We start from the raw sequence: 13,405 nt of genomic DNA on the forward strand, positions 1-13,405 counted from the left end.
AGACCTCAACGAACAACTGGAAAAGTTCCGGCACATCTACAACCATGAACGCCCTCACCGCGCTCTGGACCGACGCACACCCGCCGCCGCCTACGCCGCAACACCCAAGGCCGCACCGGCCGGAACGAAACAGGGAGACCACTGGCACCGCCGCATCGACCGGGTTGACCAGTTCGGGAAACTCACCCTCCGCCACGCCGGACAGCTCCGCCACATCGGCATCGGCCGGGCCCACGCCCGTAAACATGTCCTGATGCTCATCCACGACGCCGACGTCACCATCAGCGACGCCACCACCGGAGAAATCATCCGCGAACTCACCATCGACCCCACCAAGGACTACCAACCCAGAGAATCCGGACAAAGAAAAACACCCCGGTCCGAAGACNCTGTGCGCCCAGAGGGATTCGAACCCCCGGCCTTCTGTTCCGTAGACAGACGCTCTATCCAGCTGAGCTATGGGCGCATCTTGTGTTTCGCGGAGTTTCTTGCTCCCCGAACCTCGAATTACTTTACGCGAGGGAGACCCCGAGTTCCAAATCGAGAAGCATGTAATCTAGCTGACTAGACCGGTCTAGGTGACCTTCGTCACTTAAATCCAATAGTTTGCGCGCCGTTTCCTTGAATTTGCGCGGTTTTCGGCCCAAACGCTCACGAACGTGCACCGCGGGTCCTGCTTGAGGCCCTTTGGCGGCCAATAGCATTTAGTCCACACCGATGAACCCGAGGAAGGGAACCGCAATGGGCGATCTCGCAAGACTGCCGCTGCTTGAGAAAGCACCCACCACACATGCTGGCCTGCTGGCATGGGTCGAAGAGGTTGCAGAACTTACTCAGCCGGACCGCATCCACTGGGTTGACGGTACCGAAGAGGAAAACAACCGTCTTACTGACGAACTCGTCGCAGCGGGGACACTGACGCGCCTGAACCAGGAGCTCTTCCCCAACTCTTTCGCTGCATTCTCTGATCCCGCGGACGTAGCCCGTGTGGAAGAGCAGACCTTCATCTGCTCCGAGAAGGAGCATGACGCCGGCTTCACCAACAACTGGATGGCTCCGGCCGAGATGAAGCAGAAGCTGCGTGGGCTGTTTGCCGGCTCCATGCGCGGCCGCACCATGTATGTGATCCCCTTCGTTATGGGCCACCTGGATGCCGAAGATCCCAAGTTCGGCGTCGAGATCACCGACAGCGCTTACGTTGTTGCCTCGATGCGCATCATGGCCCGCATCGGTACCGATGTACTGAACCGCATCACCGAGACCAACGCCTTCTTCGTCCCGGCCCTGCACTCCCTGGGTGCGCCGCTCGAAGCGGGCCAGGCGGACGTGCCGTGGCCGTGCAACCCGGACAAGTGGATCGTCCACTTCCCCGAGGAGCGCTCCATCTGGTCCTACGGCTCCGGCTACGGCGGAAACGCACTCCTGGGCAAGAAGTGCTACGCCCTCCGTATTGCCTCCGTGATGGCCCGCGACGAAGGCTGGCTGGCCGAGCACATGCTCATCCTGAAGCTGACTTCGCCGGAGCAGAAGACGTACTACGTCTCGGCTGCCTTCCCGTCCGCCTGCGGCAAAACCAACCTCGCGCTGCTCGATCCCACCATCGAGGGCTGGAAGGTGGAAACCCTTGGCGACGACATCACCTGGATGCGTTTCGGCAAGGAAGGCGAACTCCGCGCCGTCAATCCCGAGGCCGGCCTCTTCGGCGTGGCTCCGGGCACCGGTTGGGGCACCAACCCCAATGCGATGCGCGCCATCGCCAAGGGCAACAGCATCTTTACCAACGTCGCACTGACCGACGACGGCGGTGTGTGGTGGGAGGGCATGACTGAGGAAGTGCCCGCTCACCTGACCGACTGGCAGGGCAACTCCTGGACCTCGGACTCCGATAAGCCAGCCGCTCACCCGAACTCGCGCTTCTGCACGCCGATCGACCAGATCGACATGCTGGCCGAGGAGTACAACAACCCGGACGGTGTAGAGCTTTCCGCGATCCTGTTCGGCGGCCGCCGCAAGACCACCATCCCCCTGGTGACCGAGGCCCGCAGCTGGTCAAACGGCATCTTCATGGGTTCCACGTTGTCCTCCGAGACCACTGCCGCGGCGGCCGGCGCCGTGGGCGTTGTCCGTCGCGATCCGATGGCCATGCTGCCGTTCATGGGCTACGACGCAGGCGATTACCTGAACCACTGGGTCAACCTGTCCGCCAAGGCCAACCCGGAGCGCCTGCCCAAGATCTTCCTGGTCAACTGGTTCCGCCGCACGGCCGAGGGTGGCTTCGCCTGGCCTGGCTTCGGCGACAACGCCCGCGTCCTCAAGTGGGCCATCGAGCGCCTGGAAGGCAAGGCGGACGCCGTTGAAACGCCGATCGGCTTTGTTCCCACGGGCGAATCCATCGACCTCAAGGGCCTGGACATGACGCCCGCGCAGGTCGAAGAGGCCGTCCGTGTCGACCCGGCAGAGTGGGCCACCGAGCTCGCATCCATCGAGGAGTGGTACGCCAACTTCGGCGATTCCCTCCCCGAGGCGCTGCAGTCCGAGCTTGCCGGCCTGAAGTCCCGTCTGGGCTGAGTCCCCACCGCCTCCCTGGCTTCGCTCCGCTCAGCTAGGGAACCCTCGGCGGCGGAGGCCCCGCTTATGACGACGGCGGCCCCGCACCTTTTGCAAGAAAGGTGCGGGGCCGCCGTCGTTACCCATCGTTGCTCCGTAGCGGCCCGGTTGAGCCGTCAAAAAAGGGCCGTTACGGAGCAACCGATGTGTGTTTTAGCTGGCGAGCCAGATGTCCGGTCCGAAAACCTCATAGTGGATCTTCGTGGCCGGGATGCCGGCGTTGATGGCCTCATTGCGGATGTGCTTCATAAACGGCAGCGGCCCGCAGAGGTACAGCGAGGCGTTGGCCGGCAGGTCTACTTCACGCAGCGACATAAAGCCCTCGTTGGCCCCTGCGCGCGGTTCCTCCAACCAAAGCGTGAGCTCGGCACTGTCCAGGCGTTCGACGTCGTCCGTCATCTGACCGCGCAGGGCCCAGTTGTCCAGTGTGCTTTCCGCGTGGAGCACCAGCACCTGCCGGTCGGAGCCCGACTCGGCGAGGGACCGGAGGATCGACGCCGTCGGCGTGCAGCCGATACCGGCCGATGCGAGGACCACCGGACCGTCGCCGTCCTTCAGGGTGATCTCGCCGTACGGATTGGAAATCTCCAGGATGTCGCCCACCTCGACAGCGTTGTGCAGCACGGGGGAGACCTCGCCGCCGTCGTCGAGCTTGGTGGTGAAGCTGCGGCTGGTGCCTACATCACCCGAAAGTGAGTACTGCCGGACCTGGCGCAGGCCGTCCGGCAGCTGGACCTTGACGCTGACGTACTGGCCGGCCAGAGCGGGTGTGACCGGGGTGTCGTCTGCGGGTTCCAGGGTAAAGGTCATGGAGCCAAGACCGGCAGGGCTCTTTGCGGCAACCTTCCACAGGGTCCACATTTTGCCGTTGGCCTGTCCTGCATAGAGGCCCTTTTCGAGCTTGATCAGTGCGTCGGCCATAAGCCAGTACACCTCGGTCCAGGCTTCGGCGATCTCCGGCGTGATGACCTCCGCCAGGTCCTCCGCGATGGCCGCGAAGAGGTGCTCGTAGACCACCTGGTACTGGGGTTCAGTGATGCCGAGCGATGCGTGCCGGTGGGCGATGCGGGAAAGCACGGTTTCGGGGAGGGAGCCCGGGTTGTTGACCAGGTGCGTGGCGAAAGCGGCGATGCTTCCGGCCAGCGCCTGCTGCTGGTCGCCCGAGCGTTGGTTGGAGCGGCTGAACAGGCCATCCAGCAGTTCCGGATGGGCCGCGAAGAGCCGGGCGTAGAACTTGGGAGTGATGGCGCCGATCCGCGAACCGACGAGCGGCAGCGTGGCCTCGATGACGGGGCGGGATTTGTCCGAGAGCATGTGCACTCCTGCGATAGGGGACCGGACTTTCATCCGGTCAATGTGAATACTTACATTTGAAATGCGTATATTCGTACCTCAAGTTCTACACCCCGTAGAAGTTGGAATCAAATCGGTGAGGGTGTGGACGCGGGGTTACCGGCTACAGGCTACAGGCCCGGGCGCAGGCCGATCAGCTGGAAGACGGGTGTCATCTGCCCCGAGCCGGGGAGCTCGGCAACAACCACGCCATCAAGTTCCCGGTAAAACGCTTCACGGGCGCGGGCCAGTGCGGCGCGAAGCCTGCATTCGTGGATCAGCGGGCAGATACCGCCCGGCGACACACAGTCCGCAGCGTCCGTCCGGGTGTCCAGGTCCCGCAGGACCTGGCCCACCGTTACCAGGCGGCCAATAGAACTCAACCGGGATCCGCCCGACCTGCCGCGCTCAACCTCGATCAGGCCCAGCCCGCGCAGCCTGGCCATCGCCTTGCTGACGTGGTTGTACGGAGTACCCACAGCATCGGCGATGTTCTGCGTGGTCAGGAGGGTGGCCCCGGGCGCGGCCGCAAGGACCATCAGCGCCCGGAGGCTGACGTCTGCGAAGGCGTTGATTTTCATGGCAACCGGGGTGCGGTCTAGTCCACCCAGACGGTGGGTTCGCTGGTGTCAGCAGCGAGCTGGCCAAACTCCCATTCGTGCGTCCCGGTGTTGGCGGCGTAGGGAAGGACCGCGGCGAAAACGGATCCGTCACGGTGCTCAGCAGCTACATGGATGGCATCTGTTTCTTCCTCCACCAAGAGGATGTCACAGACGATCGCGGCCGCCTGGAAATCAGCACGGTTCTGCCGGAGCAGCTCGGTGAGGTCACTGATCATCGTGTCCGCGTCGAAGTCAGCGTCGGAGCCGTCCTGGGCATCAGCCGGTGTGACGGCCACGAGACGGACTTCGCCGTCGTTCTCCACCACCAGTGCGAACGGCAGGAAGCCGCCGTTTCGCTCCAGCTGCTCCTGGGCTGCGCCGACGCCTGTGCCCAGCAGGTTTTCCAGATCCGTGGCTGAGGCCTCCGGAACGGAATCCCGCCACGAAGCCACCGCAGCCGGGCTGTCTGTGGCTTCGTGGGCCACCTCCGGCTTAGCGCCTGACATTGGAGAGCACGCGGTCGCGGACGCGTTCCATCGTGGCAAGGTCCGTTGCTTCCACGTTCAGGCGGAGGAAGGGCTCCGTGTTGGACGGGCGCAGGTTGAACCAGAAGCTGCCGTCATTTGCCGTGAACGTGCTGCCATCCATGGTGTCAACGGTGATGTCCTGGGAGGCGAAGTCGGCGCGGACGCGCTCCACGGCGCCAGCCTTGTCCTCGATTTCGGAGTTGATCTCGCCGGAGGAGACATAGGGTTCGTACTCGCGGCCGAGCTCGGACAACGGTCCGTCCTGCTCTCCGAGGGCTGCAAGCACGTGCATGGCTGCGAGCATCCCGGTGTCTGCGTTCCAGAAGTCGCGGAAGTAGAAGTGGGCTGAGTGCTCGCCGCCGAACACGGCACCTTCCTCGGCCATGACTGCCTTGATGAAGGAGTGGCCCACGCGCGTGCGGACGGCGCGGCCGCCGTCGTGCTCCACCAGTTCCGGCACTGCACGGGAGGTGAGCAGGTTGTGGATGATGGTGGGAGTTGCCTCGCCCTGTGCCTGGGCGCGGGCGATTTCGCGGCGTGCCACCATGCCGGTGACGGCCGACGGCGACACGGGCTCGCCCTTTTCGTCGATGACGAAGCAGCGGTCGGCGTCGCCGTCGAAGGCCAGGCCGAGATCGGCGCCGTGCTCAATGACGGCGGCCTGCAGGTCGCGGAGGTTTTCGGGCTCGAGGGGGTTGGCCGGGTGGTTGGGGAAGGAGCCGTCCAGCTCGAAGTACAGGGGGATGATCTCGAATGGCAGCTTGGGCAGGAGGGCGTTGCCCAGCACCGCCGGCGTGGTGAGGCCGGCCATGCCGTTGCCTGCGTCCACAACTACCTTCAGCGGCCGGGATCCGGAGAGGTCCACCAGTTGGCGGAGGTACTCGGAGTAGTCCTTCAGGACGTCGTGGACGCCGATCAGACCACGGGCGGGGGCCGCCGGGATGAAGCCTTCGTTGAGATACTGCTCCGCGAGGGCCTGGATCTCTTTGAGGCCTGATTCGGAGGAGATGGGCTGCGCGCCGGCCTTCGACATCTTGATGCCGTTGTATTCGGCAGGGTTGTGGCTGGCGGTGAACGTGGCGCCGGCAGCGTTGAGGGAGCCGCAGGCGAAGTACAGCTCATCGGTGGAGATCAGGTCAAGGAGCTTGACGTCGGCGCCGCGGGTGGCCGCGCCGTCAGCGAAAGCCTTGGCGAACTCGGGGGAGGAGGGGCGCATGTCGCCGCCTACCAGGATCGTCTGGCCCTCCAGTTCCAGGACATCTACGAACGCGGCGCCCACGGCTTCGACGATTTCAGCGGTGATGGATTCGCCCACGATGCCCCGAACGTCGTACGCCTTGAAGGATGCCGAGAGGTCAAAAGTCTTTGTCTGTTCGCTAGTCACGGGTCTTATCTTACGTGGACCTGCGGACCTTCCCGGTTGTTCACATACGGAGGTCCCGGCTTTATGGGTGTCGGTGGCGGCTGGGATACTTGATCAATGGTTGATACCCAGAACGCCGCCCTTCTTTCCGCTTCCCCTGATTCACCGTCCGCCACAAAAAGCCAGGCCTTGGAGGTTCTCCGCGAACTTGTGGGGCATCCGGCGGCGGATTTCCACGACGGACAGTTTGAGGCGATTGAAGCGCTGGTCGACGGCGGCCGGCGGGCTTTGGTGGTCCAGCGCACCGGTTGGGGAAAATCGGCGGTGTACTTTGTGGCGTCCCTGCTCCTCCGGCGCAGCGGGGCCGGCCCTACCCTGATCGTTTCCCCGCTGCTCGCCCTGATGCGGGACCAGGTGGCGGCCGCCGCCCGCGCCGGAGTGCGTGCAGTGGCCATCAACTCCGCGAACCAGCTGGAATGGGACACCGTACGGGAACAGCTCGCGGCCGATGAAGTCGACGTGCTGCTGGTTTCGCCGGAACGGCTCACCAACCCGTCCTTCCGTGAACACCAGCTGCCGGAGCTCATCCGGCGGACGGGCCTGCTGGTTATTGACGAGGCACACTGTATTTCGGACTGGGGCCACGACTTCCGGCCGGACTACCGCCGGATCGCTGACTTGATCACCCAGCTGCCGGAGTCTGTTCCCGTCCTGGCCACCACTGCCACGGCCAACTCACGCGTGGTCCACGACATCGAGGAACAGCTGGGTGCGGGGGTCCTCACCATCCGCGGAACCCTTGGCCGTGATTCCCTGCGGCTGGGCGTCCTCACACTCCCGAATTCCCGCGAACGGTTGGGCTGGCTGCTGACGCACCTGGCCGACCTGCCCGGCAGCGGCATCATCTACACGTTGACAGTTTCCGCCGCGGAGGACACCGCCCGGCTTCTCGCCGACGCGGGGCACACCGTGCAGGCCTACACCGGCAGGACCGATCCCGCGGACCGGGAGCGCGCAGAGCAGATGCTCAAAGACAACCAGGTCAAGGCATTGGTGGCCACCTCGGCGCTCGGCATGGGCTTCGACAAACCGGATCTTGGCTTCGTCGTGCACCTCGGGGCGCCGTCCTCCCCGGTGGCCTACTACCAGCAGGTGGGCCGTGCGGGCCGTGGCGCGGCGAACGCAGATGTCCTGCTGCTGCCGGGTTCTGAAGACCGGGATATCTGGCAGTACTTCGCCACCGCTTCCATGCCCTCGGAGGAAAAAGCCACAGGGGTGCTGACGGCGTTGGCTGAGGCCGGCACTGCGGTGTCAACGGTTGCGTTGGAGGCCAGGGTTGACCTCCGCCGCACTCCGCTGGAGCTGCTGCTGAAGGTCCTGGCCGTGGACGGCGCCGTGGAACGGGTCGGTGGCGGGTGGCGTTCCACCGGCCAGCCCTGGATCTACGACGCCGAGCGCTACCGCCGGATCGCCGAGGCCAGGGTGGATGAGCAGGACTCCATGGTGATCTATCAGGACACCGCCGGGTGCCGGATGGAATACATCACCTCGGTCCTCGATGACGAGACCGCGCACCCCTGCGGGAAGTGCGATAACTGTGCGGGCTGCTGGTTCCGGGCGGACATAGCCGCGGATGCCACGGCAGCGGCGGGCCAGACCCTCACCCGTGCCGGCGGTGTCCTGGAGGCACGCCTGCAGTGGCCCAGCGGCATGGACCGCCTGGGCGTTCCGGTCAAGGGCAAGATCAAGCCCGATGAAGGACTGGCCGATGGCCGCGTGCTGGCAAGGCTGACTGATCTCGGCTGGGGCGGAGCCCTGCGGGAACTCTTTGCTGCCGGCGCCGCGGACCGTCCAGTGGACCCGGCCATGTTGCAGGCCTGTGTCCAGGTCCTGCGGGAATGGGCTACCGGTGACGGCCGGAACCCGGGCTGGAGCGGTGCAGGCCGGCCGGCCGCAATCGTCAGCATGCCCTCCCGCAGCAAGCCTGAACTGGTTCGGTCCCTCGCCCAGGGAATTTCGGAAATCGGCAGGATCCCCTACCTTGGCGAGCTGGCCCTGGGCCACGGCGGACCCACTGGAAGCCGCGGCGGCAACAGCGCCTACCGGCTGGCGGGCGTCTGGGACCGCGTGGTGGTGGGGCCGGAGTTGGAGGCGGCCATGGCATCACTCCGTGGTCAAGGCGTGATGCTGATCGACGACCTCGTGGACAGCCGGTGGACCGTTACCGTTGCTGGACGTGCCCTGCGCCAGGCGGGGGCGGGGGCTGTTCTTCCGCTGGTGCTTGCCCAGGCCGGCTGACCTCGGCGCCGGCCTGCCGGTGCAGTGACAGGCTGTCCGCCGTGCTGACGAGCATCAGGACGGCCATGGTGAGGAAGGCTCCGCGGAAGGGGCCCGCATCATCCGCGGGGAAGGCCGACACGCCGTCGAAAATCCGGATCAGCAAGGCACCAACGGCGATGCCGGCACCTGCGGCGAGCTGCACCAAGGTGGCCGACACGGAATTGGCCGACGTCAGCTGGGCTGGCGCTATGTCCGCGTACTGCACCGACGCGTAGGCGGAGAAGCCGATGGAGCGGAAAGCCCCGCTGCAGACCAACAAGGCGAAGGTCAGGGCCTGCGGCGTGTCCGGCGTGAGCAGGGCGCACAGGGCGAAGGTCACCGCCGAGGCCAGGGATCCGAAGACCAGCATGGCCCGGAAACCGAACCGTCGGATCAGCGGCGTGGTGGCCGGCTTGATGCCAATATTGCCGATGAACACGGCCGCCACCATGATTCCTGCGTGCAGCGGTGACCAGCCGAAGCCGGTCTGGAACATCAGGGGCAGGAGGAACGGCACCGAAGAAATGGTCAGGCGGTAGACAAACCCGCCCGTGGCCATGGCCCGGAATGTCCGCGTTGAAAAAACGCTGAGGTCGAACAGTGGGTTTTTGGCCCGCCTCATCCACAACACGGCGGCCGCGAGGGCACACGCGCCTGCCGCGGCGCTCAGTGCTGCCCATGGACCGTCGGGGTGTGCGGTTGCCAGTTCCAGGCCAACCACCAGGGCGCCCACGCCTGTGGTGGTGAGGAGCAGGCCCAGCCAGTCCAGCCGGCGAGTGCTGTCTCCCGCGCCGGTTGGAACCAGCCTCAGTGCGGCGATGAAGGCGGCCGCGCCCAGTGGGAGATTGATGAGGAAGATCCAGTGCCACGACAAGTAAGTGGTCAAGGCGCCGCCCACCAGCGGCGCCAGTACCGGCGCCAGCAATGCGGGCCACACCAGGAAGGCCGTGGCGCGCAGGAGCTCCGATTTGGGTGTGCCGCGCAGTACCAGGAGGGTGCCCACCGGAACCATCATGGCCCCGCCGGCGCCCTGCAGGATCCTGCTCAGCGTCAACACGGTCAGGTCCGGGCTGACGGCGCACCCCAACGAGGCGAGCGTGAAGAGGGCAATCGCGACGCAGAACACTTTGCGTGCCCCCACGCGTTCAGCAAGCCAGCCGCTGAGCGGGATGCCCATGGCCACGGTCATGAGGTAGGCCGTCATGGTGATGTTGACGTCGGCGGCTGGAACGCCAAAGTCGCTGGCGATGTTGGGGATGGCGGTGGTGAGGATGGTGCCGTCCAGGAACTCCATAAAGAACGTGGCAGCCACCAGTAGTGCCAGGCGGGGATTCCACGCCTGGCTTGTGCTGGTCTCCGCGCCCGGGGAATTGCTAGCTGCCATTCCACCATCCTGCCACCGCCGGCGGGGGTGAAGCCTTGTGCGTCCGCACCCCGGACCGGCAGCCCAGCCTTTGCGCCCGCACACCGGTTCCTGCCCGCGCACCACGCCCGGCTCGCGCCCTGGGAACGCAAAAGGCCCCGGTCCAGGACCGGGGCCAAACGCGGAGACGGGGGGATTTGAACCCCCGGTGGAGTTGTGCCCCACACTTCATTAGCAGTGAAGCCCATTCGGCCGCTCTGGCACGTCTCCAATGGCTATTACTAGCCCACCAAGGATACGCAGAACGGGGCACGCAGTGCAAAACGGCCACCGAACGCCTGTCTCAGGGCCGGCACACAACCTTCAAGGGGCCGCTCGCCCGGCGAAAATACCTGAACAGAACAGCCGGACCTGAGCGGATCAACCGGAGCGGATCATCCTGATTTCGCGAAGGTCTTCCCACTCGGCCACCCGGTCTTCGGCCCCGTCCGGAGCGAAACCCAGCCGTTCGTAGAATCCGATGGCCTTGGTATTGCCTGCCGCCACCCAGAGACTGGCGGGTGCTGTACCGAGTGCAGCCTCAAGCAGCCTGCGTCCAAGCCCCAGCCCCTGATGGGACTGAAGCAGATAGAGTCCCCACAGCTCCAGGCTCCCTGAAGCGGGAAGATCCTGACCAAGGTGCCCTTGCGGCACGGCGCGGGTTGCGGAGAACCCCACCACTGAGCCGTCCACGCACGCCACCCACGCCGCCGGCTCTGGGGCCAGCAGCAACTGACACCACATCCCTAGCCGGTGGGCTGGTTTCAGGGCAGCCAGGAAGGCGTCCGACATCAAGCCACGGTACGTCTGCTGCCAGCACTGGGTATGGACGTCAGCCAGTCTGACGGCATCGGACGCTGTGGCCCGCCTGACGTCCACAGCGGCCGCTATGGTCATCCGCCTGCCAGCGTCCGCCATAGGAAGTGCTGGCTGCGGGCCTGCAGCGCGGCGGCCTGCCGGTTGTCCGACGCTCCGGCGTGGCCGCCTTCGAGCGCCTCGTGGAACCAGACATTCGGGATGCCCATGGCCTGCATCCGGGCAGCCATCTTGCGGGCCTGGACCGGCCCCACCCTGTCATCCGACGTGGCCGTCCAGATGAACGTTTCGGGGTACTCCACGCCGTCCTTGAGCAGGTGGTACGGCGAGAAGGTCCGGATGTACTCCCATTCCGCCGCCACGTCCGGGTCGCCATATTCGGCGATCCAGGAGTGCCCGGCGGAGAGCCTCGTGTAGCGCCTCATGTCCAGTAGCGGAACGCCGCAGGAGATAGCTCCGAAAAGCTCCGGGTAAGTCGTGAGCATGTTGCCCACCAGCAGCCCGCCGTTGGACCCGCCCACGCAGCCAAGCCGCTCGCGGGAGGTGACGCCGCGGTGGACGAGGTGCTGTGCCACGGCGGCAAAGTCCTCGAAGGCACGGTGCCGGTTTTCCTTCAGCGCGGCCCGGTGCCAGGACGGCCCGTATTCGCCGCCGCCGCGGATGTTCGCCACCACGTAGACACCGCCGCGGGAGTGCGCGGCCTCGCCGGGCACGCCGGAAGTGGCGGTCCGGCGTTCCAGCCACGCCCTGCCGACGGTTCCGCTGTACGCAGGGGTCCGGGAAACCTCAAAGCCGCCGTACCCGGAGAGCTGCGTCGGGTTCTGCCCGTCCAGGACCAGGTCCCGTGAGGCCACCTGGAAGTACGGGACCCGGGTGCCGTCCGCGGACACGGCGAAGTGCTGCTGCACCTCGTACTGGTCGTCATCAAAGAACGACGGCGACGCCTTCACTTCGGCATGATGGCTCACCACGCCTGTGGTCGCCACACCTGCGGTGGCCACAGCGGCGGTCACCCCAACGGTGCCCGCCTCATCGGTGCTGCCGGAACCCGCGCGCTCCAGTGTTCCGCGCATCAGTGTGCTGGGGGTGGTGAATCCGGTGGCGACCAGCCAGAAGTCGTCGCCCGCACCGCCGTCGGCCGGTCCTTCATCTTCGTCGTCTACCGCGTAGGCGTTGACGTCGTGCAGCGGCGGGCAGGCGTCCAGCAGCGAGGAAGCCCAGGCGCCCCCGCTGGTCGCGCCCCCGTCGGTCGCGCCCCCGTCGGTCGCGCCCCCGTCGGCCGCACTCCCGTCCGTTGCTGCACCAGGCGCGGAAGGATCCAGCACTCGGATTTCGGACGAGACATCCCGCAGCAGGTTCAACAGTAGGAAATTCCGGGTCCAGCTCCACGACTGCAGCGACGTGTGTGCATCGGGGGCAAAGAGCACCAAGAGATCCCGTGACCCGGCAAGGTAGTCTTCGAACTTCGCGGCCAACAAGGACCCGGCGGGGTACGTTGTGCCGTCCAGGGACCAGTCCTGCTGCGGCCGGAACAGGAGCCACTCGCGGTGCGCGCTGAGGTTCACATCTGTCGGCGCGTCGATCTCGAGCCAGGCGTCGTCCCAGCGGATAAAGGTGCTGCGGTTGTAGAAATCGATGTAGTCCACAGCGAACGTGCGCTCGAAACCGGGAGTCGAATCATGAGCCACCACGGCCATCATGTGGTCCTCGGGCACCTCAAAAAGCCGGGCAGCCGCGGCGAGGGTTTCGCCGCGCCGCAGGGTGACGGCCGTCCGGGCGTAGGACGAGGCAGTCCGCGGCAGGTCCCCGGCTGTGGAGGCGACCAGCAGCGTGTCCGTGTCCAGCCACGAGACGTTTCCCTTCGCCGTCGGCAAGTCAAAACCGCCGCCGGCCGGGTCAACGAACGTGCGGGTCCCGACGTCGAACTCGCGGTAGCGGTTGGCGTCGCCGCCGTCGGGGGAGAGCGCCAGCAGCGCGAGGCGGTACGGTTCGCCGGCGGCCGGGCGGAGGAACGTGGCACCGTGGAAGACCCATTCCGCTCCTTCGGCGGCGGCGAGGGCATCCACATCCAGCAGGACATCCCAGTCGGGGGAGTCGGTCAGGTAGCTTTCCCAGGTGGTGCGGCGCCACAGCCCCTTGGGGTTCGCCTGGTCCTTCCAGAAGTTGTAGTACCACTCGCCCCGTTTGCCCACCATGGCGATCCGGTCCGTGGAGTCCAGCACCTCCAGGATGCTTCCTTCCAGGCCTGCGTAATCGGCGTCCTCCAGGAGGTCCTCGGTGCGTGCGTTCTGCTCCCGGACCCAGGCAAGCGGTGCCTCGCCGTAGATTTCCTCCAGCCACACGTTCTCATCAGTGGGTTCGGGGGCGGGCGATGAACCGGGCGCTTGATCAGCTGCAGTGGTGGTCATGCGCCCCATCCAAACAACAAATTCGCGCT

Annotated in this window: 9 protein-coding genes and 2 tRNA genes; 2 read left to right on the forward strand and 9 right to left on the reverse strand. The window is 65.8% G+C overall.

The window, feature by feature from the left end:
• Positions 1 to 392 precede the first annotated feature (392 nt).
• Positions 393 to 466 (reverse strand) — tRNA-Arg (locus tag ACZY1F_RS20005).
• Positions 467 to 741: 275 nt separating this feature from the next.
• Between ACZY1F_RS20005 and ACZY1F_RS20010 the strand changes: the two genes are divergently transcribed.
• On the forward strand, positions 742 to 2,568 hold the full coding sequence (locus tag ACZY1F_RS20010; RefSeq protein WP_463944183.1) for a phosphoenolpyruvate carboxykinase (GTP): 1,827 nt from the start codon (positions 742 to 744) through the stop codon (positions 2,566 to 2,568).
• 192 nt (positions 2,569 to 2,760) lie between these two features.
• Here ACZY1F_RS20010 and ACZY1F_RS20015 read toward each other — a convergent pair whose 3' ends face one another.
• From ACZY1F_RS20015 to ACZY1F_RS20030, 4 genes are all read right to left on the reverse strand, one after another.
• Entirely contained in the window at positions 2,761 to 3,921 is a 1,161-nt protein-coding gene (locus ACZY1F_RS20015) for a globin domain-containing protein (protein WP_463944184.1), read from the reverse strand.
• 149 nt (positions 3,922 to 4,070) lie between these two features.
• Complete coding sequence (locus ACZY1F_RS20020; protein WP_463944185.1) at positions 4,071 to 4,520, reverse strand: RrF2 family transcriptional regulator; 450 nt, start codon at positions 4,518 to 4,520, stop codon at positions 4,071 to 4,073.
• 17 nt (positions 4,521 to 4,537) lie between these two features.
• On the reverse strand, positions 4,538 to 5,047 hold the full coding sequence (locus tag ACZY1F_RS20025) for a hypothetical protein (protein WP_463944186.1): 510 nt from the start codon (positions 5,045 to 5,047) through the stop codon (positions 4,538 to 4,540).
• On the reverse strand, positions 5,034 to 6,452 hold the full coding sequence (locus ACZY1F_RS20030; RefSeq protein WP_463944187.1) for a phosphomannomutase/phosphoglucomutase: 1,419 nt from the start codon (positions 6,450 to 6,452) through the stop codon (positions 5,034 to 5,036). The genes ACZY1F_RS20025 and ACZY1F_RS20030 overlap by 14 nt, the downstream gene beginning before the upstream one ends.
• A 96-nt stretch (positions 6,453 to 6,548) precedes the next feature.
• Here ACZY1F_RS20030 and ACZY1F_RS20035 point away from each other — a divergent pair, with 96 nt between their 5' ends.
• Complete coding sequence (locus ACZY1F_RS20035) at positions 6,549 to 8,729, forward strand: RecQ family ATP-dependent DNA helicase (RefSeq protein WP_463944188.1); 2,181 nt, start codon at positions 6,549 to 6,551, stop codon at positions 8,727 to 8,729.
• On the opposite strand, the gene ACZY1F_RS20040 is transcribed toward ACZY1F_RS20035, so the two are convergent.
• From ACZY1F_RS20040 to ACZY1F_RS20055, 4 genes are all read right to left on the reverse strand, one after another.
• Complete coding sequence (locus ACZY1F_RS20040; protein WP_463944189.1) at positions 8,653 to 10,134, reverse strand: MFS transporter; 1,482 nt, start codon at positions 10,132 to 10,134, stop codon at positions 8,653 to 8,655. The two genes, ACZY1F_RS20035 and ACZY1F_RS20040, sit on opposite strands and share 77 nt — an antisense overlap.
• A gap of 161 nt (positions 10,135 to 10,295) precedes the next feature.
• Positions 10,296 to 10,383 (reverse strand) — tRNA-Ser (locus ACZY1F_RS20045).
• A gap of 150 nt (positions 10,384 to 10,533) precedes the next feature.
• Entirely contained in the window at positions 10,534 to 11,049 is a 516-nt protein-coding gene (locus ACZY1F_RS20050) for a GNAT family N-acetyltransferase (protein WP_463944190.1), read from the reverse strand.
• A complete protein-coding gene (locus tag ACZY1F_RS20055) occupies positions 11,046 to 13,376 on the reverse strand; it encodes a prolyl oligopeptidase family serine peptidase (RefSeq protein WP_463944191.1) in 2,331 nt (776 codons plus the stop codon). The genes ACZY1F_RS20050 and ACZY1F_RS20055 overlap by 4 nt, the downstream gene beginning before the upstream one ends.
• Between the last annotated feature and the right edge of the window lie 29 nt (positions 13,377 to 13,405).

The sequence above is a fragment of the Pseudarthrobacter xylosi genome, assembly GCF_055412765.1.